This window comes from Ensifer soli (assembly GCF_041928815.1).
Taxonomy (GTDB): domain Bacteria; phylum Pseudomonadota; class Alphaproteobacteria; order Rhizobiales; family Rhizobiaceae; genus JBHFEI01.
In genome coordinates this window covers 474,504-495,201 of the sequence record NZ_JBHFEI010000001.1, presented here as the reverse complement: position 1 = coordinate 495,201, position 20,698 = coordinate 474,504, and the positions used below count along the sequence as shown (strand labels likewise).

The 20,698-nt window shown below is 67.5% G+C and carries 17 protein-coding genes; 14 read left to right on the top strand and 3 right to left on the bottom strand.

Features of this window, described 5'->3' with window-relative positions; translation table 11 throughout:
• Positions 1 to 102: 102 nt before the first annotated feature.
• Positions 103 to 1,074 carry a signal peptide peptidase SppA gene (sppA, locus tag ACEVQ6_RS02225; protein ID WP_374887249.1) on the bottom strand — a complete coding sequence of 324 codons (972 nt, stop codon included), beginning with the start codon at positions 1,072 to 1,074 and terminating at the stop codon, positions 103 to 105.
• A 179-nt stretch (positions 1,075 to 1,253) separates the two neighbouring features.
• Between sppA and lptC the strand changes: the two genes are divergently transcribed.
• The 8 genes from lptC (at position 1,254) to ACEVQ6_RS02185 (ending at position 8,843) form a co-directional block, all read left to right on the top strand.
• Complete coding sequence (lptC, locus tag ACEVQ6_RS02220; RefSeq protein ID WP_374887248.1) at positions 1,254 to 1,961, top strand: LPS export ABC transporter periplasmic protein LptC; 708 nt, start codon at positions 1,254 to 1,256, stop codon at positions 1,959 to 1,961.
• A gap of 15 nt (positions 1,962 to 1,976) precedes the next feature.
• Positions 1,977 to 2,540 carry an LptA/OstA family protein gene (locus tag ACEVQ6_RS02215; RefSeq protein WP_374887247.1) on the top strand — a complete coding sequence of 188 codons (564 nt, stop codon included), beginning with the start codon at positions 1,977 to 1,979 and terminating at the stop codon, positions 2,538 to 2,540.
• Between the two features lie 12 nt (positions 2,541 to 2,552).
• Positions 2,553 to 3,359 carry an LPS export ABC transporter ATP-binding protein gene (lptB, locus tag ACEVQ6_RS02210; protein ID WP_374887246.1) on the top strand — a complete coding sequence of 269 codons (807 nt, stop codon included), beginning with the start codon at positions 2,553 to 2,555 and terminating at the stop codon, positions 3,357 to 3,359.
• Positions 3,360 to 3,720: 361 nt separating this feature from the next.
• Positions 3,721 to 5,286 (top strand): RNA polymerase factor sigma-54, encoded by a 1,566-nt coding sequence (gene rpoN, locus ACEVQ6_RS02205; RefSeq protein ID WP_374887245.1) that lies wholly within the window; start codon positions 3,721 to 3,723, stop codon positions 5,284 to 5,286.
• A 231-nt stretch (positions 5,287 to 5,517) separates the two neighbouring features.
• Positions 5,518 to 6,093: a ribosome hibernation-promoting factor, HPF/YfiA family gene (gene hpf / locus ACEVQ6_RS02200; protein WP_374887244.1), complete on the top strand. Its 576-nt coding sequence runs from the start codon at positions 5,518 to 5,520 to the stop codon at positions 6,091 to 6,093.
• 123 nt (positions 6,094 to 6,216) lie between these two features.
• A complete protein-coding gene (gene ptsN, locus ACEVQ6_RS02195) occupies positions 6,217 to 6,681 on the top strand; it encodes a PTS IIA-like nitrogen regulatory protein PtsN (RefSeq protein WP_374887243.1) in 465 nt (154 codons plus the stop codon).
• A 129-nt stretch (positions 6,682 to 6,810) separates the two neighbouring features.
• The gene (locus tag ACEVQ6_RS02190; RefSeq protein ID WP_374887242.1) at positions 6,811 to 7,578 is read left to right on the top strand and encodes an SDR family NAD(P)-dependent oxidoreductase; all 768 of its coding nucleotides are present in this window, start codon (positions 6,811 to 6,813) and stop codon (positions 7,576 to 7,578) included.
• Between the two features lie 29 nt (positions 7,579 to 7,607).
• Positions 7,608 to 8,843 carry a D-arabinono-1,4-lactone oxidase gene (locus tag ACEVQ6_RS02185; protein WP_454951681.1) on the top strand — a complete coding sequence of 412 codons (1,236 nt, stop codon included), beginning with the start codon at positions 7,608 to 7,610 and terminating at the stop codon, positions 8,841 to 8,843.
• A 39-nt stretch (positions 8,844 to 8,882) separates the two neighbouring features.
• On the opposite strand, the gene ACEVQ6_RS02180 is transcribed toward ACEVQ6_RS02185, so the two are convergent.
• Positions 8,883 to 9,338: an SRPBCC family protein gene (locus tag ACEVQ6_RS02180; protein ID WP_374887241.1), complete on the bottom strand. Its 456-nt coding sequence runs from the start codon at positions 9,336 to 9,338 to the stop codon at positions 8,883 to 8,885.
• A gap of 86 nt (positions 9,339 to 9,424) precedes the next feature.
• On the opposite strand from ACEVQ6_RS02180, the gene ACEVQ6_RS02175 reads away from it, so the two are divergent.
• From ACEVQ6_RS02175 to ACEVQ6_RS02155, 5 genes are all read left to right on the top strand, one after another.
• On the top strand, positions 9,425 to 10,516 hold the full coding sequence (locus ACEVQ6_RS02175; protein WP_374887361.1) for a class I SAM-dependent methyltransferase: 1,092 nt from the start codon (positions 9,425 to 9,427) through the stop codon (positions 10,514 to 10,516).
• Positions 10,513 to 11,373 carry a TrmH family RNA methyltransferase gene (locus ACEVQ6_RS02170; protein WP_374887240.1) on the top strand — a complete coding sequence of 287 codons (861 nt, stop codon included), beginning with the start codon at positions 10,513 to 10,515 and terminating at the stop codon, positions 11,371 to 11,373. The genes ACEVQ6_RS02175 and ACEVQ6_RS02170 overlap by 4 nt, the downstream gene beginning before the upstream one ends.
• On the top strand, positions 11,370 to 11,855 hold the full coding sequence (gene lspA, locus ACEVQ6_RS02165) for a signal peptidase II (protein ID WP_374887239.1): 486 nt from the start codon (positions 11,370 to 11,372) through the stop codon (positions 11,853 to 11,855). Before ACEVQ6_RS02170 ends, lspA begins: the two co-directional genes overlap by 4 nt.
• A gap of 55 nt (positions 11,856 to 11,910) precedes the next feature.
• On the top strand, positions 11,911 to 14,229 hold the full coding sequence (locus tag ACEVQ6_RS02160) for a hybrid sensor histidine kinase/response regulator (RefSeq protein ID WP_374887238.1): 2,319 nt from the start codon (positions 11,911 to 11,913) through the stop codon (positions 14,227 to 14,229).
• A 108-nt stretch (positions 14,230 to 14,337) separates the two neighbouring features.
• Positions 14,338 to 15,204: a GNAT family N-acetyltransferase gene (locus ACEVQ6_RS02155; protein WP_374887360.1), complete on the top strand. Its 867-nt coding sequence runs from the start codon at positions 14,338 to 14,340 to the stop codon at positions 15,202 to 15,204.
• Between the two features lie 252 nt (positions 15,205 to 15,456).
• On the opposite strand, the gene ACEVQ6_RS02150 is transcribed toward ACEVQ6_RS02155, so the two are convergent.
• Entirely contained in the window at positions 15,457 to 17,730 is a 2,274-nt protein-coding gene (locus ACEVQ6_RS02150; protein ID WP_374887237.1) for an NADP-dependent malic enzyme, read from the bottom strand.
• A gap of 188 nt (positions 17,731 to 17,918) precedes the next feature.
• On the opposite strand from ACEVQ6_RS02150, the gene mutS reads away from it, so the two are divergent.
• Positions 17,919 to 20,564: a DNA mismatch repair protein MutS gene (gene mutS / locus ACEVQ6_RS02145; RefSeq protein ID WP_374887359.1), complete on the top strand. Its 2,646-nt coding sequence runs from the start codon at positions 17,919 to 17,921 to the stop codon at positions 20,562 to 20,564.
• Positions 20,565 to 20,698: the final 134 nt, after the last annotated feature.

Genomic DNA, 20,698 nt, shown 5'->3' with positions numbered 1-20,698 from the left:
AAGCCTGGATATCGTTGAGGGGCGCTTCAGGCGACGGGCTCAACATAGCGCCAAGATGCGTCCGTTCAATGCGACGAATTCTTCTGCCCCGCCCGCGTGGTTTCAATCCACGCTCCTGATCGGGGCAACCTGCCAAACGGAAACGAGACCGTCAAGAAACAACTTCTCGCGGCCCAGTCTTTCGAGCGTTTCGGAAAGCGGAAAAGCGTCATATCCCAATGCCTTGGCCAGATCCTTCGCCAGTCCGCCGACCAGCGAGGGCAGGCCGGTCGGGCGCGGGTCCCAGTCGATCACCGGCAGGCCCGCCGGCACGTCGCGGGCCTGAAGCGCGGCGCGGATCTCCTCCTCGCCGCCGAGCCTGTCCACGAGCCCGGCCTTCAGCGCCTGGCGCCCCGTGAAGATGCGCCCGTCGGCAAGCGGCAGCACCGCCTCGCGCGGCAGCTTGCGCCGCTCGACGACGAGGTTGACGAACCAGGCGAAGCTGTCGTCGATCATCGCCTGGATCACCGCCTTGGCCGCGTCGCTCGGCGGATGGAAGGGGGAAGGCTCGGCCTTCAGCGGCGCCGACTTGATCTCCTCCAGCGAGATCCCGAGCCGGTCGAGCAGGTCCTTGACCTGCGGATACTGGAAGATGACGCCGATCGAGCCGGTGATCGAGGTTTCGCCCGCGACGATCTCGTCGCCCGCGAGCGCCACCATGTAGCCGGCCGAGGCCGCGAGCGTGCGGATGTCGGCAATCACAGGCTTGTTCGCCGCGACGCGGCGCAGCGCCTTGTAGATCACCTCGCCGCCATAGGTCGTGCCGCCGGGCGAGGAGATGGTGACGACCAGCGCCTTGACAGCGCTGTCTCCGGCGATGCGGTCGATGCGGGCGACCAAGTCGCGGTCGTCCTGGATCACGCCGGCAAGCGTGATGCGGGCGATATGGGCACTGAAGGAGCCGCGCTGCCCGCTTGCGCCGGCGAAGGCATAGATCGCGATGCCGGCCGCGGCGATCACGGCGATGGCGGCGATCCTCCAGAAGGTGAGCTTCCGGCGCAGCGCCTGCCGGTCGGCGATCGCGAGCATGTCCATCGGGCCTTACCCTTTCATCATCGATTCAGGCATTCCCTATATGCTACATTGCGCAACGACGGGAAGGCCGGCCTCTTGGCGGGCGCCGCCCGACCGCAAAGATTTTCGCCGCTCCATTGTGTCGCGGCAAAAAAACCTCATATAGTCGACAACGAGGCGTCCGGCAGAAATATCTTTCCATGCTCAATCAGACACCGCTTTCCCATGCCCCGATCGCGCGGGCCGGTCTTCCGGGCCTGCGCCTCGGCGCCTATGCGGATGCCACGCGCCATTCGGCACGGGTGCGGCGCCTGAAGATCCTGCTGCCACTGGCGGCACTGGTGATCGCCGTGATCTTCGTCGCGGTGTCCTTCGTGCGGGCCTTCCTGCCGGAGGGCGTGTCGGTCGAGGGCGCCACGATCGAGAACGGCAAGATCGTCATGCAGAACCCGGCGATTTCGGGCCGCAACCAGCAGGGCATCAGCTATTCCATGCGCGCCGAGCGCGCGCTGCAGGATGTCGAGGATCCCGACATGATCACGCTCGAGACGATCCGGGCGCAGATGCCGGTCAACGACACGCTGATCGCGACCGTCGACGCCCTGAGCGGCATCTACGACCGCGGCGCCAACACGCTCGACATGAACGCGCCCTTCACCATCTCGCTCAACAACGGCGTCAACGCCGATTTCAAGTCGGCCTATCTCGACATCAACGGCGGCGCGATGCAGAGCCGCGAGCCGATCGCCATCAGCATGAAGGGCGGTTCGATCGTGGCGCAGCGCATGGCGATGACCGATAAGGGGCGTGTCGTCACCTTCGAGGGGAACGTGCGGGTGAATGTCGATCCCAGCACGATCCGCAAGAACGAGCCGATCGACACCGATTTCAAGACCAACACGGACTAGAGCAGCGGTATTCCCATGGCCCATCCTTCCCGACTTCTCCCCGTCGCGCGTCTCGGCCTTGCCGGCCTGCTCGGGCTCGCGCTCGTCTCCCCCGCCGCCGCCCAGGCGACGCAGGGCCGGATGAAGGGGCTGGAGCTTTCCAACGACCAGCCGATCCAGATCGAGAGCGACAAGCTCGAGATCCGCGACGCCGAAAGCAAGGCGACCTTCAGCGGCAATGTGAAGGTGGTGCAGGGCACGACGACGCTCCAGGCCGGCGACATGACCGTGTTCTACAAGTCCGGCGGGGCGTCGGTGTCGAGCGGCAGCGCCGACATCGACCGCATCGAGGTGCGCAACCGTGTCTTCCTGCAGTCCGGCACGCAGCAGGCAACGGCCGATTCCGGCCTGTTCAACATGACGGAGCAGACGCTGGTCCTTTTAGGCGACAAGAACAAGGTCGTGCTCTCGGAAGGCAAGAACGTCTTCGAAGGATGCCGCCTCAACGTCAACATGGAGACGGGGCAGGCGCGGCTCGAGCCCTGCGCCGGCGACCGGGTGAAGATCCAGCTCGACCCGAAGTCCCGCCAGAAGAACTGACGCAGCCCGCCCGTGCCCTTTCCCTTTGCCCGCAAGCGCGCTTCCGCGCAGCCCGCCGCCGCCCCTGGCCTTGATGACGCCGATCATGCCCGCTACCAGGGCACGCTGATCGCCCGCGGCCTGACCAAGACCTACCGTGCGCGCAGGGTGGTCAACGGTGCATCGCTCGTCGTGCGCCGCGGCGAGGCCGTCGGCCTCCTGGGCCCGAACGGCGCCGGCAAGACCACGTGCTTCTACATGATCACCGGCCTCGTTCCGGTCGATGCCGGCACGATCGAGATCGACGGCAACGACGTGACGACGATGCCGATGTACCGCCGCGCCCGGCTCGGCGTCGGCTACCTGCCGCAGGAGGCGTCGATCTTTCGCGGCCTGTCGGTCGAGGACAACATCCGGGCCGTGCTCGAGGTGCACGACCGCAATCGCGACCGGCGCGAGGCCAAGCTCGACGAATTGCTCGGCGAATTCTCGATCGCGCATCTGCGCACATCGGCAGCGGTGGCCTTGTCGGGCGGCGAGCGGCGCCGGCTCGAGATCGCCAGGGCGCTTGCGACCGATCCGACTTTCATGCTGCTCGACGAACCCTTTGCCGGCGTCGATCCGATTTCGGTCGCCGATATCCAGACGCTGGTCCGGCACCTGACCTCGCGCGGCATCGGCGTCCTGATCACCGATCACAATGTGCGCGAGACGCTCGGCCTTATCGACCGTGCCTATATCATCCATGCCGGCGAGGTGCTGACCCATGGACGCGCGAACGACATCGTCACCAATCCGGACGTGCGCCGGCTCTATCTCGGCGACAATTTCAGCCTCTGACGGCGATGCGCGCATGACGCGATCGTGACAGGGCTTGACGCAATCGGAAAACTGGGCAATTTTCGCGCCATACAGGTTGTGTTGCAGTGCAAACAAGCGGCGCGGCTGTGGCGGCGGGTCTTCCGCGTCCTGCCCGGTTTCGCTCGTGTCGCGGAAGGCCGCCGTCGGATATGGCCTTCTTTTGGGCACTGGGCCCGATGCTGCCGGATCGTCGCTCGCTGCGGCAAAAGTCAGCGTCTCCCGCCTTTGAACTTGACCAAACCCGATTAATAAGCAATTTTCGGGCCAGTTGGAGAAAGCGCTCGGAAGCCCGCGCAGACGGGGAACGCGTCTCCGCAGTCGAGGGGAGTTTCGCGTCCAGATGGCTCTGTCCACCAGCCTTTTCCTGCGGCAAAGTCAATCGCTGGTCATGACGCCGCAGCTGATGCAGTCGATCCAGCTGCTCCAGATGACGCATTTCGAACTGAACCAGTTCATCGAGCAGGAGGTCGAGAAGAATCCGCTTCTCGATTTCGCCGCCAATGACGACCTGCCGGGCGGTTCGGACCGGCTGGCGCGCGAGGAAATGGCGCAGCGCGACCAGGATCCGCGCGAAGAGGCGCATGTGCCGCTCGGCATCGAGGCCGATGTCTATACGAGCGCCACAGCCGCCACCTCAGACCGGCTGACCGACACGCTCGGCGCCGAATTCGAGAATGTCTTTCCCGACGACAGCGGCCCGCTGCGCGCCGACGCGCCGGAACTGACCGGCCAGTGGAAGTCGATGGCCGGCGGCGATCTCTCGTCCGGTGAAAGCTATGATCTGGAGGAGTTCGTCGCCGGCCGGGTGACGCTCAGGGAGTTCATCGACCAGCAGTTGCCGCTTGCGGTTCCCGCCGCCGCCGACCGGCTGATCGCCCAGAGGCTCGTCGATCACCTGGACGATGCCGGCTACGTGCATGTCGATCTTGCAGACGTCGCCGCCGGGCTCGGCGCGGCGGAGGCCGATGTCGCGCGCGTGCTCGCCCGGCTGCAGGAATTCGATCCGCCGGGGATTTTCGCGCGCTCGCTCAGCGAATGCCTGTCGATCCAGCTGCGCGCCCGCGACCGGCTCGACCCGGCGATGCAGGCCTTCGTCAACAATCTGGACCTTCTGGCGCGGCGCGATTTCGCCAGCCTGCGCAAGATCTGCGGCGTCGACGAGGAGGATCTCGTCGACATGCTGGCGGAAGTCCGCACGCTCGATCCGAAGCCCGGCACCGGCTTCGAGACCGGCGCGTTCGAGACGATCGTGCCGGACATCCTCGTCCGACCGGCCTTGAACGGCGCCTGGGCGGTCGAGCTCAACGCCGACACGCTGCCGCGGGTGCTGGTCAACCAGGACTACTACGCCACCGTCGCCCGCCATATGCCGAAGGCGAGCGGCGAGCATGCCTTCCTCAACGAATGCCTGCAGAACGCCAACTGGCTGACACGCAGCCTCGACCAGCGGGCAAAGACGATCATGAAGGTGGCGACCGAGATCGTCCGCCAGCAGGACGCCTTCCTCGTGCATGGCGTCGATCACCTCAGGCCGCTGAACCTCAAGACGATCGCCGACGCGATCAAGATGCACGAATCGACCGTCAGCCGCGTGACCTCCAACAAATACATGCTGACGCCGCGCGGCCTGTTCGAGCTGAAATATTTCTTCACCGTGTCGATCGGCTCGGCGGAAGGGGGCGACGGCCACTCCGCCGAATCCGTGCGCCACCGCATCCGCGCGATGATCGCCCAGGAGAAGGCGGATGGCGTGCTGTCGGACGACGACATCGTCGACACGCTGAAGCAGTCGGGCGTCGACATCGCCCGGCGCACCGTCGCGAAATATCGCGAGGCGATGAACATTCCCTCCTCGGTCCAGCGCCGGCGGGAAAAGCGGGCGCTGGCGAAGGCGGCGCTGGTCTGAGGTCTCGAGGCCACGGCCGCCTGCGGCTTTTCGCCGGCGACCATGGCGAATTCCCCTGCCGTCGCTTGACATCGCCGGGGCGGCACTATAGGTCGCCTCGCCCAACGGCGCCGCATCGGGCGCAGGGCCCCGGGGAGGGTCCTGCGACGTCTCCGCGCGATCGGAAGTGCTTGGACGCGAGGGCCGGTTGGCTTAAAGTGGATATGCAAATCACGAAAGAGAGGAAACTCCATGAGTGTGCGTGTATCCGGAAAACATATGGAAATCGGCGAAGCGTTCCGTCTGCGGATTGAAGAGCAGATCGCGCAGGCGGTGACCAAGTATTTCGACGGAGGCTATTCGAGTCTGGTGACGGTGGACAAGTCCGCCTCCCGTTTCGTCGCGGATTGCAAGCTCCACCTCGACACCGGGGCGGTGCTGCAGGCCAGCGGCGAGGCGAACGATCCCCAGATCGCCTTCGACGGAGCTTCGGAGCGCATCGAGAAACGGCTGCGCCGCTACAAGCGGAAGCTGAAGGATCACCACAATGGCCACGGGCAGGTCGCCCCGGCCGAGATCGCCTACACGGTGATGGACGCGCTGCCGGAAGAGGACGAGGAGGTCCCGGACGACTATGCGCCGACCATCGTCGCGGAAACGACGAAGCAGTTGCGCACCATGTCCGTCGCCAGCGCCGTGATGGCGCTCGACATGACGGACGAGCCGGTGGTGATGTTCCGCAGCCCGGGAACGGAGCAGCTGAACATCGTCTACCGGCGCAATGACGGAAACATCGGCTGGATCGACGCAGCCAACATCAAGGGCTAGCGGCGGACCGCGGGCCGTGCCTGCCGCTCGCTCCGGCAGGCGGCAGCGGTTCCAGAAGGAACATGGACCGATCCGGCAGGGGACAAGCCCCGGCCGGATCGTCCGGCGAACGAGGACAGGCGAATGGGCTTGGCAGGTCTACTGCAGCAGGACGCAATCATTCCGGCCATGAAGGCCAACTCGAAGAAGCAGCTCATCCAGGAGCTTTCGGCCAAGGCCGCCAAGCTGACCGGCTTGTCGGAACGCGAGATCTTCGACGTCGTGCTCCAGCGCGAGCGCCTCGGCTCGACCGGGGTCGGCAACGGCATCGCCATCCCGCATGGCAAGCTGCCGCAGCTCGGCGCGATCTTCGGCCTCTTCGCCCGTCTCGACCAGCCGGTCGATTTCGAGGCGCTCGACGACCAGCCGGTCGACCTCGTCTTCCTGCTGCTTGCGCCCGAGGGCGCGGGCGCCGATCACCTCAAGGCGCTGTCGCGCATCGCGCGCATTCTGCGCGATCCCGACATGGTGATGAAGCTGCGCGCCACCCAGTCCGCGCCGGCGATCTACGCCTTCCTCTGCGACGACCAGACCTCCACCGCCGCCTGACGCATTCCGCCGGCCGCCGGGATTTCCCGGCCGGGCGGGGTCGACAGTGCCGTTCCTCTGCGCTTAGTCTGTTGCGCGGGAGGAATCGCCGCGCGCTCCGCGTGTCGTGGCACGGACAGGAGGCTTCGCATGGCGGGACGGCTCACGGGCAAGGTGGCCCTGATCAGCGGCGGCGCCGGCGGCTGCGGCCTTGCAGCCTCCGAGCTTTTCGCCGCGGAAGGCGCGCGCGTCGGCATCGTCGACCTTCCGTCGAGCCGTGGGGCCGCCGTGGCCGAGGCGATCCGCGCCGCCGGCGGCGAAGCGGTCTTCGCGCCGGCCGACGTCTCGGTCTCGGGCGAGGTGACCGCGGCGGTCAGGGCCGTCGAGGCGGCCTTCGGCAATATCACCGTTCTCTTCAACCATGCGGGCATCCTCGCCGTCGGGCCGTTTCTCGAAACGGAGGAGGCGGAGTGGGACCGGCTGATGGCGGTGAATGTCCGCTCGATGTTCCTGATGACCAAGGCGGTGCTGCCCGGCATGATCGCTGCCGGCGGCGGCAGCATCGTCTGCACCTCCTCGATCTCCGCCGTCGCGGCGACACCGATGGAGGTGCTCTACGACACGACCAAAGGCGCCTGCCACATGTTCGCCCGCGCCATCGCCGTCGAGTTCCGCGATCGCGGCATCCGCTGCAACGCCGTCTGCCCCGGCTTCATCGCCACCGACCACGGCCGGCGCGAAATCGCGGGCCTCAGCCGATACGGCATCGATGTCTCCGACGCCGCCATCGCCGCGCAGCAGGGCCGGCTCTGCGAGCCGGTCGAGGTCGCGCGCGCCGCCCTCTTCCTCGCCAGCGACGAGGCGAGCTTCGTCAGCGGCACCCATCTCTTCGTCGACAACGCCTTTACGGCGGTCTGATCCCACCAAACCGAGGAAGGAAAGCGATCATGCTGGAAAAAGGCGGCCTTTGGCGCAACTGGGTCGGCAACCAGTCCTGCATCCCGCGGCAGAGGGGCGCGCCGACCAGCGAGGAGATGCTGGCGCAGATGGTTGCCGAGGCCGCGTCTGAGGGGCTTGCTGTGCGCTGCGCCGGCTCCGGCCATTCCTTCACGCCGGTCGCGCTCACCTCCGGCCTGCACCTGACCCTGTCGGAGATGCAAGGCGTGGTCTCGGTCGACAGCGCTTTGCGCCGGGTCACCGCGCGTGCCGGGACGACGATCAACCAGCTCGGCAAGGTGCTGAAGTCGAACGGCCTGTCGCTGATCAACCAAGGCGACATCGACAGCCAGGCGCTCGCCGGCGCGCTGACGACCGGCACCCACGGCACCGGCATCGCGCTCGGCAACATGGCCTCGCAGATCGTCGGCCTGCGGCTCGTCCAGCCGGACGGCTCGATCCTCGTTGCCGACGAATCGACGCCCGACCTGCTCGACGCCGCGCGGGTCTCGATCGGCATGCTCGGCGTGATCTCGGAGATCACCCTGCAGGCGATGGAAAGCTACAACCTGCATGAGAAGCTCTGGCGCTGCACCTTCGACGAATGCATGGAGCAACACGACGATCTCGCCGCCAGCCACCGCCATTTCGGCTTCTTCTGGTGCCCGACGCCGGAAAGCCGCCATTGCTACTGCCTGCCCGACACGTCCTCCGTCTCGACCACCGACCGGCTCGACGACGTCTGCGAGATGAAGGTGATCGACATCACCGACCGGCCGCCGATGCAGGACGGCTTCGAGACGATCGCCTATTCCTCGGAAATCTACCCGATCGAATACGTGCCCAACTTCCACGAGCTCGAATATGCGGTTCCGCTGCGATACGGCAAGCAGGCCTGCATCGAGGTGCGCAGGCTGATGCTGGAAAAGCATCCGGACGCGATCTACCCGATCGAGTACCGCTTCACTGCCGGCGACCGGGGCTGGATCAGTCCCTTCTTCGAGCAGGAGTCGATCACGCTTTCGGTGTCGGGGCAGCCTGGCCTCGACTATTGGGCCTATCTCAAGGATGTCGACGATATCCTGCGCCAGTTCGGCGCCCGGCCGCACTGGGGCAAGCTGCATTTCCTCGGCCACGACGACGTGACCGCGCTCTATCCGCGCGCCGGCGAGTTCCGGGCGCTGCGCCAGTCGCTCGATCCCCACGGCGTCTTCCTGAACGACCACCTGCGCCAGCTCTTCGCCTGACGCCTGTTGCCTGACGCCGGCACGCCTCCCGGTGCGCCGTCAGCCGGCGGCGGCCATGGCGCTGACCCTGGCGTTGAAATCGGCGAAGAACTGCTGCGCGAGCTTCTTCGAGGTCGAATCGATCAGCCGTGCGCCGAGCTGCGCCAGCTTGCCGCCGATCTCGGCCTTGACCGTGTACTGCAGCAGCGTCTCGGCCCCTTCGTCGACCAGGTGGACGTCGGCGCCGCCCTTGGCGAAGCCGGCGATGCCACCCTTGCCCTCTCCGGAAATCGTGTAGCTCTCCGGCGGATTGAGGTTCGAGAGCAGGACATTGCCGGTGAAGGAGGCGGAGACCGGCCCGATCCGGATCTTCACCGTCGCCGCCAGTTCCGTCGGCGAGGACATTTCCAGGCTCTGGCAGCCGGGGATGCAGGCCTTCAGCACCTCCGGGTCGTTGAGGGCCTGCCAGACGACCGCGCGCGGCGCGCCGATGCGCTCTTCTCCGTTCATATCCATGGTATGTAGCCTCCCTTTGCCGTGCGAACTCCCATCCTCCTCTATCGCAGATCGGAAACGGCTTTGCCATGGCATTGAGCAATGCTATGGGCTTCGCCTTCAGGGTTTGTCTCGAAACTGGAACGATCGTGACCGAGAAAGATCGACGCCGCGGGCCGCGGCCGGGCGCCGCAAGGCCGGTGGAGCGCAAGCCGCAGGCGACCTCCGGCGCGAGGGGCGAGACGTCGGAAGCCGCACCGCGCACGCTGTTGCGCCGCGAGGGGGAACGTCCCTTGGAGCGTGTTCCGGTCATCCTGGAGACGGCCGCCTCAGACGGCTACCACCTGATCGACAGCGGCGACGGCGTCAAGCTGGAGCAGTATGGCCCGTTGCGGATCGTGCGCCCGGAGGCGCAGGCGCTCTGGCCGAAGGCCCTCGGCCCCGAGGTCTGGGGAAGGGCGGATGCCGTCTTCACCGGCGACACCGACGAGGACGGCATGGGCCGCTGGCGCTTCCCGAGGGAGGCGCTCGGCGAGACCTGGCCGATGCGGCTGCTCGACGCCGATTTCCATGGCCGCTTCACGTCCTTTCGTCATGTCGGCGTCTTCCCGGAGCAGATCGCCCACTGGCGCTGGCTCGCCGACACGATCGCCGCCGCCGGACGGCCGATGCGCGTCCTCAACCTCTTCGGCTATACCGGCGTCGCCTCGCTGGTGGCGGCAAGGGCCGGCGCCGAGGTGACCCATGTCGATGCCTCGAAGAAGGCGATCGGCTGGGGACGCGAGAACCAGGCGCTCGGGCGCAACGAGGCGCTGCCGGTCCGCTGGATCTGCGAGGATGCGATGAAGTTCCTCCTGCGCGAGGAGCGTCGCGGCACCCGCTACGACATCATCCTCACCGACCCGCCGAAATTCGGCCGCGGCCCGAACGGCGAGGTCTGGCACCTGTTCGAGCACCTGCCGCTGATGCTCGACGTCTGCCGCGAACTCCTGAAGTCCGACGCCGCCGGCCTCGTGCTGACCGCCTATTCGATCCGCGCCAGCTTCTATTCGATCCACGAACTGATGCGCGAGACGATGCGCGGGCGGGGCGGGGTCGTCGAATCGGGCGAACTGCTGCTGCGCGAGGCCGGCCTTTCCGGAACGCAGCGCGGACGCGCGCTCTCCACCTCCCTTTTCAGCCGATGGATGCCGCAATGAACGATCAGTCGAGGGACGGCGCGTCCGGTCGCGTCGGGCAGGTCAAGGAGGTGACCAGCCTCGCCAACCCGATCATCAAGGACATCAAGGCGCTGTCGCAGAAGAAGGCGCGCGACGAGAGCCGTTCCTTCATCGCCGAGGGGCTGAAGCTCGTCATCGACGCGCTTGATCTCGGCTGGACGATCCGCACGCTGATCTACGCCAAGACGGCGAAGGAGAAGCCCGCCGTGCAGCAGGCGGCCGCCCGCGCCGTCGCGCGCGGCGCCCTCGTTCTCGAGGTGAGCGAAAAGGTGCTGGTGTCGCTGACGCGGCGCGACAATCCGCAGAGCGTCGTCGGCGTCTTCGAGCAGCGCTTCCTGCCGCTCGCCGCCTGCCGGCCGAAGCTGGAGGAGACCTATGTGGCGCTCGACCGGGTGCGCGATCCGGGCAATCTCGGCACGATCATCCGCACCGCCGACGCGGCCGGTGCCGCCGGCGTCATCCTCGTCGGCGAGACGACCGATCCTTACGCGCTCGAGACCGTGCGCGCCACGATGGGTTCGGTCTTCGCCGTTCCGGTTGCACGCGCCACGGCGGCCGAGTTCGTCGCCTGGCACCGGGCGACGCGGGCGCAGGTCGTCGCCACCCATCTGGCCGGCGCGAAGGACTACCGCGAAATCGACTACCGCGGCCATCCGGTCGTGCTGCTGATGGGCAACGAGCAGGCGGGACTGCCGGACGATCTCGCTGCCGATGCCGATGCGCTCGCCCGCATTCCGCAGGCCGGCCGCGCCGACAGCCTGAACCTTGCCATCGCCACCGGCCTGATGCTGTTCGAGGCCCGCCGCCATCTCCTGACGCTGGAGCGCCGCCGATGACGATACCCTTCCTGTCGCGCCCGCGCACGGCCGTGATCTTCATCCTCGTCGCCGTCATCGCCGACCAGGCGATCAAGGCGGCGGTCGAGGCGCTGCTGCCCTTCAACGAGGTGGTGCCGGTCATCCCGATGCTGGCGCTCTACCGTACCCACAATTACGGCGTCGCCTTCTCGATGCTGTCGGGCATGGAGGGCTGGTTCATCGTCGGCCTGCGCCTCTTCGTCGTCGCCTTCGTCGTCTGGCTGTGGGGCCGCACGCCGGCGGAGCGGGTGCTTGCCCATCTCGGCTACGCCATGATCATCGCCGGCGCGCTCGGCAACATCGTCGACCGGCTGCTGCTCGGCTACGTCGTCGATTACGTGCTGTTTCATACCGAAACATGGTCGTTTGCCGTGTTCAACCTCGCCGACAGCTTCATTTCGGTCGGCGCTGCGCTGGTCGTCCTCGACGAATTCGTGGCCGGCAAAAACAAAAATCGATAAAACCGTAACCATGCGCGGAAGCGAATTGGAAGGGTTCGCATGATATTCCGGAAGCATGAGCGAGCTATTCAAACTTCAGCAGCGCATCGAAACCGAGTTCGGCGTCCGGGCGCCCCTGCCGGGCGGCGCGCTGGATTATGACGCGATCGTGCCTGCGGGCGAGGCCGCCGAAGCGCTCGCCCGCGACGAGGACCGGCCGGACGAGGACAGGTATCCCGCCCTGAAGCCGGCGCTCGCCGGCGGCGGCCTGATCGGTTCCGCCCTTCTTCTCGGCAGCGGCATCGATGCCAGCGTCTACATGATGGCGGGCGGGGTCGCGCTCGCCGGCATTGCCGGCGTCATCTTCATCCTGCGCGGCTGGCAGCCGAAGAAGGGCGCCGACGAGGCGGGCCTGGCGATCGGCCGCGATCCGGGCGAGAGCGTGCGCGACCGGCAATGGGAGCGCAGCGAGGCGACCCATCTCCTCTCCACCATCCACGACGCGCTCGGCGACATCGCGGTCATCCGCGACAACGAGGGCAAGATCGTCGAGGCCAACTCCGTCTTCTGCGAGATGACCGGCTGGCTCTCGCCGCGCGGGCTCACCTGCGAGGCGATCGGCATCGTCTTCGAGAATGTCGGCCAGCAGCACCGTTTCCGCGTGGCGATCGACAGCCTGCACGGCCGCAAGATCTTCGACTGGCACGACGTGATCGTCCGCGACGGCGCCCATGGCCGCTTCATGGTGCAGAGCATCGCCCGCGACATCACCGAGGAGACGCTGCGCAACGCCCAGGCCGAGCGGGCGCGCAAGCGCGCCGAGGCGGCAAGCCGGGCGAAATCGCGCCTGCTCGCCACCGTCAGCCACGACATCCGCACGCCGCTCGCCGGCATCCTGGGCATGAGCCATCTCCTCAGCCAGACCCGGCTGACGCCCGAGCAGAAGAACTACCTCGCCGGGATGCGCCAGTCGGGCCATGCGCTGGTCCAGCTCGTCGACGACCTTCTCGACTTCTCCTCGATCGAGGCCGGCCGGTTCCAGCTTCGTCCCGCCGAGGAGCGGCTGCGCGAGATCATCGAGAACGTCGTCGAGATGCTCGCCCATCGCGCCCATGAGAAGGACATCGAGATCGGCGCCTGCGTCGAGGCCGGCGTCCCGGGCCTGATGACCTTCGACGCGCCGCGCCTGCGCCAGGTTCTGTTCAACGTCATCGGCAATGCGGTGAAGTTCACCCATGCCGGCGGCGTCTCCGTCCATGCCCGCGTCGACGGCGGCGATGTCGTCATCGCCATCGAGGATACGGGCCCCGGCATGAGCGCCGGCGAACTCGCGCGCGTCTTCGACGAATACGAGCAAGCGGGCCCGAACGACCAGCGCGCCGCCGGCACCGGGCTTGGCCTCGCCATCTCGCGGCGGATCATGGAGGCTTTCGGCGGCACGCTGACGGCGAGCAGCCGCGAGGGCGCGGGCAGCCGCTTCGAGATCCGCTTCCCCGTGGCGGGCGCCGATATCGCCGAGGCCGCCAGGTCGCGCGAGGGTGTGCTCGCCGGCTCCGCCGTTCTCGTCATCGCGCCGCAGGGTCCCGCCTCGGCGGCGCTCGCCGCCACCGTCACCACGCTCGGCGGCGCGTGCTTCAGCGTCGCGACCGCCGAACAGGCCGAGCTGATCGCCGCGCGGGCCCTGTCCGGTCGCCTCGACCTCACCGACATCATCGTCGACCACCGCCATGCCGCCCAGTTTCACCGCCTGCTGCAGCTCCAGCCGGCGCTCGCCGAGCAGAAGCTGCGCCGTACCTACCTGATCAATCCGGAGGAGCGCACCGGCCGGCCGATCAACCAGATGGACGGCTACGACGCCTGGCTCATCCGGCCCCTGCGTGAAAAATCGCTGATCGACGTGCTGAAGGGCCGCATGCGCGGCATGGAGGTTCGCGATGCGATCAACGACAACCGTCCGGTGCTGCGCGACGTGTTGCCGCCGGTGGAGGCGCCCGAGCCGGCCGGCGTGCTGATCGCCGAGGACGATCCGGTCGTCGCCTTGCTGGTGCGGTCCGTCCTCGAACGGGCGGGCCATGACGTGCGCGTCGTCAACGATTTCGGCGCGCTTGCCCAGGCGCTCTATGATCAGCCGCACATGCGCAACCGCATCGAGCCGCAGCTGATCATCACCGACCTCAACATGCCGGGCGGCGACGGTTTCGAGATGCTCGCGCGGCTGCGCGCCAGCGAGGAGGAGGGGCGGCCCCACCGCCCCGTGCTGGTGCTGACCTCGGACACGCGGCCTGAAAAGCGCCGCGAGCTCTACGCCGCCGGCGCCGACTGCGTCATGACCAAGCCCGCCGATCCAAGACAACTGATGACCGAGGTCGACCGGTTGCTTGCAACTAGGGGCTGATGCGCGCATTTGCGTCGCGCGGTCCCGCCGTGTCACTATGCTGTCGCAAAAAACTGGTTTAAGCCGGAAAGCGACATAAGGCGGGGTGATGCGATGACAGTCGAGCCGATGGACGCCGTTCTGGCGATACCGAACCGGAAGCCGGCCGAGACGGGGAGGGTTACTCCGCCCGCCGCCGGGGTGCTCGGCCGCATCGGTACGCTCGAAACCCGGATCGCCCGCACCGCCACCGAAATCGACGCGGCCCAGGCCGTGCGCTACCGCGTGTTCGTCGAGGAGATGAAGGCCGAGGTCGACGCGGACTCCGCCCGCCGACGCCGCGACATCGATCGCTGGGACGGGATCTGCGACCATCTGCTCGTGCTCGACACCGCGATCGCCGGCGACCCGGAGGACCAGATCGTCGGCACCTACCGGCTGCTGCGCCAAGACGTCGCCCGCGACCACGGCGGGTTCTACTCCGCCGGAGAGTTCGGCATCGATGCGCTGCTCGCCCGCCATCCCGACAAGAATTTCATGGAGCTCGGGCGCTCCTGCGTGCTGCCCGCCTATCGCACCAAGCGCACCGTCGAACTGCTCTGGCAGGGCAACTGGGCCTATGCGCTGAAATACGGCGTGCAGGCGATGTTCGGCTGCGGTTCGCTTCCCGGCGTGATCCCGGAAGAGCACGCGCTGGCGCTCTCCTTCCTGCACCACCACGCCGCCGTCACGCCGGAATGGGATGTCGCGGCCCGTCCGGAACTCTTCCGCACCATGGACCTGATGCCGGCGGAGGCCGTCAATGCCCGCAAGGCGCTGACCGTGCTGCCGCCGCTGATCAAGGGTTACCTGCGGCTCGGCGCCATGATCGGCCGCGGCGCGGTCGTCGACCGGGCCTTCAACACGACGGACGTACTGGTCGTCCTGCCGATCACCAGCATTTCCGGCCGCTACCTCAACTATTACGGCGCCGATGCCGGACGTTTCGCCAGCTGAACCCGCGCCCGCCGGGCCTTGAGCCGGTCAGGTTCACTCTGAACCAGACGGGCTCTCGGCGCCGTTGTGCGCGTCTGTCTTTCCCGGATGACCGGGTTCCACGTCCATCCCCGGGCAGATTCAAGGGCATATCCGGCGAACACGGGTTCACCGGATATGCCCCGTCACTCCGTTACGGCGCATCGCACCGACGTCGAACCCGATCCGGACGGGGCGGGACATGCTCCGGCAGGCCGCGCCGTGGCGACGGGATCAGGCCCCGGCATTGTAGGCCGCGATCGCCGCCAGATTGACGATGTCGCTGTCCTTCGCCCCCATCGAGACGATCTGCACCGACTTGTCGAGGCCGACGAGCAGCGGGCCGATCACGGTCGAGCCGCCGAGTTCCTGCAGCATCTTCGTCGAGATCGACGCCGAGTGGAAGGCGGGCATGACCAGCACGTTCGCCGTGCCGGAGAGCCGGCAGAACGGATACTGCTCCATGATCCTCGCGTTCAGCGCCACGTCCGCCGCCATCTCCCCGTCGAATTCGAAATCGACGCGGCGGCGTTCCAGGATGTTGACCGCCTCCCGCACCCGTTCCGAGCGCTCGCCCGAGGGATGGCCGAAGGTCGAATAGGCGAGCATGGCGACGCGCGGCATGTAGCCGAGGCGCCTGGCGAGGCCGGCGGCCTCCTCGGCGATGTCGGCAAGCTCCTCGGCCGAGGGCATGTCGTGCACCGCGGTGTCGGCGACGAGCACGGTGCGGCCGCGGCAGAGCGCGATCGAGACGCCGATGACGCGGTGGCCGGGCTTCGGATCGATGACGCGGCGGACATCCTCGAGCGCCGTCGAATAGTTGCGGGTGAGCCCCGTCACCATCGCGTCCGCGTCGCCGAGCGCCACCATCGAGGCTGCGAAATGGTTGCGGTCGTTGTGGATCAGGCGCTGCGCGTCGCGGAAGAGGTAGCCCTTGCGCTGCAGGCGGGCATAGAGATGGTCGATATAGGCGCCGACACGGCTCGAGATGCGGGCATTGACGATCTGGATGCCGGGCCGGTCGAGGTCGACGCCCTCGCGGTGGGCGACCTCGCGGATCGTCTCCTCGCGCCCGAGAAGCAGAGCGGTGCCGAGCTGCTGGTTGGCGTAGGCGAGCGCGGCGCGCATCGTCTGCACCTCCTCGCCCTCGGCGAAGACGACGCGCTTCGGCTGGCGGCGGACCCGCTCGAAGATGCGCTGCAGCGTCGAGGCGATCGGGTCGCGCCGCGCCGAGAGCTGCCGGCCATAGGCTTCGAGGTTGGTGATCGGCTTGCGGGCGACGCCGCTGTCCATGGCGGCCTTCGCTACCGCTGCAGGAATCGCCGAGATCAGGCGCGGATCGAAGGGCACGGGGATGATGTATTGCGGCCCGAAGCGCGGCCGGTTGCCCTGGTAAGCGGCGGCGACGTCGTCCGGCACATCCTCCTTGGCGAGCGAGGCGAGCGCCTTCGCTGCGGCGATCTTCATGTCGTCGTTGATCGTCGAGGCGCGCACGTCGAGCGCGCCGCGGAAGATGTAGGGAAAGCCGAGCACATTGTTGACCTGGTTCGGATAGTCCGAGCGCCCGGTCGCCATGATCGCGTCGTCGCGGATCGCGGCGACCTCCTCCGGCGTGATCTCCGGATCGGGATTGGCCATCGCGAAGATAATCGGCCGGTCGGCCATGGCGCGGATCATCTCCTCGGCGAAGGCGCCCTTCTGCGACAGGCCGAAGACGACGTCGGCGCCCTCCATGGCCTCGGCGAGCGTCCTGAGCGGCGTGTCGACGGCATGGGCCGACTTCCACTGGTTCATGCCCTCCTCGCGGCCCTTGTAGATCACGCCCTTGGTGTCGCAGAGGATGACGTTCTGCGGCGAGAACCCCATCGCCTTGATCAGCTCGACGCAGGCGATCGCGGCCGCGCCGGCGCCGTTGCAGACGAGCTTCGTCGTCTTGAAGTCGCGCCCCGTCAGCGCCAGCGCGTTGATCAGCCCGGCGGCGGCGATGATCGCGGTGCCGTGCTGGTCGTCATGGAACACCGGAATGTCCATGATCTCGCGCAGACGCTGTTCGATGATGAAGCAGTCCGGTGCCTTGATGTCCTCGAGATTGATGCCGCCGAAGGAGGGACCGAGGAAGCGCACGCAGTTGATGAATTCCTCGACGTTTTCGGTATCGACCTCGAGGTCGATCGAATCGACGTCGGCGAAGCGCTTGAAGAGGACCGACTTGCCTTCCATCACCGGCTTCGAGGCGAGCGCGCCGAGATTGCCGAGGCCGAGGATGGCGGTGCCGTTGGAGATGACGGCGACCATGTTGCCGCGCGTCGTGTAGTCGTAGGCGGTCGCCGGATCCTCGGCGATGGCAAGGACCGGAACGGCGACGCCGGGCGAATAGGCGAGCGACAGGTCGCGCTGCGTCGCCATCGGCTTGGTCGGCGAGATCTCGAGCTTGCCCGGCCGGCCCTGCGAATGGAAGTCGAGCGCCTCCTGCGCGGCAACCCGCATGCGTTCCTGCTTGTCGGCCATGGTCCCTCCGGCTTTTCTGTGGGCGCCTGTCCTCCGGCACCTCTTCAGTGTTGTGTTCTAGCGCCGGGCGGCTAGGGTCGCACCTGTTTTTTTGGAATAGTATCCCTGCCGTGACAGAACAGGTCCCGACATCCTCCGATCCGTCCCGCGACGTGCTCTTGCCGGAAAGCCGCGCGCAGGCGACGCCGATGATGGAGCAGTATATCGAGATCAAGGCGGCCAATCCCGGCTCGCTGCTCTTCTACAGGATGGGCGATTTCTACGAGCTGTTCTTCGACGACGCGGTCGACGCGTCGCGCGCGCTCGGCATCACGCTGACCAAGCGCGGCCAGCATCTCGGGCAGGACATCCCGATGTGCGGCGTGCCGGTCCATGCCGCCGACGATTACCTGCAGAAGCTGATTGTCCTCGGCTTCCGCGTCGCGGTCTGCGAGCAGATCGAGGATCCGGCGGAGGCGAAGAAGCGCGGCTCGAAATCCGTGGTCAAGCGCGACGTCGTCCGCCTCGTCACCCCCGGCACGATCACCGAGGAAAAGCTGCTCTCGCCGGCCGAGCCCAACTATCTGATGGCGCTCGCCCGCATTCGCGGCGGCGCGGAGCCGCAGCTCGCGCTCGCCTGGATCGACATTTCGACCGGGATCTTCCGCCTCGCCGAGACGGCGGAGGGCCGCCTTCTCTCCGACATCCTGCGCATCGAGCCGCGCGAGCTGATCCTTGCCGACAGCCTTTTCCACGACCCGGAGCTGCGCCCGGTGATGGACATGCTCGGCCGCACGGCGGTGCCGCAGCCGGCCGTCATCTTCGACAGCGCCTCGGCCGAGGGCCGCGTCGCCCGCTATTTCGGCGTGGCGACGCTCGACGGCTTCGGCAATTTCTCGCGCGCCGAGATCGCGGCGGCCTCGGCGGCGATCGCCTATGTCGAGAAGACGCAGATCGCCGCCCGTCCCGCCCTCGGCCGGCCGGAGCGCGAAAGCGGCGCCTCGACGCTCTTCATCGACGCGGCGACGCGGGCGAGCCTCGAACTGGTGCGCACCGCCTCCGGCGACCGCAACGGCACGCTGCTGAAGGCGATCGACCGCACCGTCACCGGCGGCGGCGCAAGGCTGCTCACCGAGCGGCTGATGTCGCCCTTGACCGATCCGGCGGCGATCGCGCCACGCCTCGACAGCGTCTCCTGGTTCCTTGGCGAGGCAGGGCTGAGGGGCGACCTGCGCGACGCGATGAAGCGCCTTCCCGACATGCCGCGGGCGCTTTCCCGCATCGTGCTCGGGCGCGGCTCGCCGCGCGATCTCGGCGCCATCCGCGCCGGCCTCGACGCCGCCGCCGAGGTGCTTGCCCGTTTCGACGGGTCGGAGCCGCCGGCGGAGATCGACGCGGCGCTTGCCGAAATCCGCGCGCTGCCGGACGACCTCAGGACAACGCTCGGCGCGATGCTTGCCGACGACCTGCCGCTCCTGAAGCGCGACGGCGGCTTCGTCCGCGAGGGCGCCGATGCCGAGCTCGACGAGATGCGGGCGCTGCGCGACCGCTCGCGCCGCGTCATCGCGGGCCTACAGAACGACTATGCCGAGGAGACCGGCATCCGCTCGCTGAAGATCAAGCACAACAACGTGCTCGGCTACTTCATCGAGGTGACGGCCGGCAATGCCGAGGCGGTCACCGGCAATCCCGGCCGCTTCATCCACCGTCAGACGATGGCCAATGCGATGCGCTTCACCACGACGGCGCTGAGCGAGCTCGAAACCAAGATCGCCAATGCCGCCGACCGGGCGCTGGCGCTCGAACTCGACATGTTCGAGGCGCTTTCCGGCGCGGTCGGCAGGCACGCCGGCGCGATCAAGGCGGCGGCGCGCGCGCTCGCCGTCATCGACGTCTCTGCCGGGCTCGCGGTGCTTGCCGCCGACGAGGACTACTGCCGTCCGGTCGTCGACGGCTCCACCGCCTTCCGCATCGCTTCCGGCCGCCACCCGGTGGTCGAGCAGGCGCTGCGACGGCAGGGCGCCCATGCCTTCGTCGCCAATGACAGCGACCTGACGCCGGCGAGCGGCCGGGCGGAAGGGGCGATCTGGCTGCTGACCGGCCCGAACATGGGCGGCAAGTCGACCTTCCTGCGCCAGAACGCGCTGATCGCGGTCCTCGCCCAGATGGGCGCCTTCGTGCCCGCCGCCGAGGCCCATATCGGCATCGTCGACCGGCTCTTCTCCCGCGTCGGCGCCTCCGACGACCTTTCGCGCGGCCGCTCGACCTTCATGGTCGAGATGGTCGAGACGGCGGCGATCCTCAACCAGGCGACCGCCCGCTCGCTCGTCATCCTCGACGAGATCGGCCGGGGCACGGCGACCTTCGACGGCCTGTCGATCGCCTGGGCCGCGGTCGAGCACCTGCACGAGGCGAACCGCTGCCGCGCGCTCTTCGCCACCCATTTCCACGAATTGACGGCACTGTCGGAAAAGCTCGCCCGCCTTTCCAACGTGACGATGCGGGTCAAGGAATGGGACGGCGAGGTGATCTTCCTGCACGAGGTCGGCCCCGGGGCCGCCGACCGCTCCTACGGCATCCAGGTCGCCCGCCTTGCCGGGCTTCCGCCCTCCGTCGTCGCCCGCGCGCGCGACGTGCTCGCCATGCTCGAGGATGCGGGACGCAAGAACCCGGCACGCCGGCTCGTCGACGACCTGCCGCTGTTCCAGGTCGCCGCGCGGCGGGAGGAAACGCCGGCGCCGAAGGGACCCTCGCCGGTGGAGACGGCGCTGGCCGCCCTCAATCCCGACGAGATGACGCCGCGCGCGGCGCTTGACGCCCTTTACGCGCTGAAGAAACAACTTGGCAATCCTTGAGGGCTATAGGAAAGATGCGGCCTTCTTTCCCGGAAGGGGTCGCATTTTTCGCCGTCTGCGCCTAAGTCAGGCGCACTTCCTCCGGCATCAAGGTTGAAAGCCCATGCAGACGCAGCGGGTCGCCAAGCCATTGG